General features: G+C 60.6%; 1 protein-coding gene. It reads left to right on the plus strand.

Annotated elements, in window-relative coordinates; genetic code table 11:
• Nucleotides 1-251 (plus strand): RNA methyltransferase substrate-binding domain-containing protein (locus tag AC1RPK_RS07795; RefSeq protein WP_481769363.1); only part of this gene is annotated, 251 nt, incomplete at both ends.

Genomic DNA, 251 nt, shown 5'->3' on the forward strand with positions numbered 1-251 from the left:
TTCCAGTACGCACTGCTTACGTCGCCGAAGGAGCTGAGCATGACTCGCGGCTGAGGGAGATCCTCACCTTCGCTGCTGATCATGGCATCGCATTGATGCAGGCCACTCGTGGCGAACTCGACCGTATGACAGGTGGGTCCAACCATCAGGGAGTGGCCCTGCGCCTACCCGAATACGAGTACGCGACCGTGGACGACCTTATCGCAGCTGGCAACCAGACCTACCACGGGGGGCACATAGTAGCCCTCGAC

The organism is Dellaglioa sp. CoH-55-MRSF-6, assembly GCF_056782215.1.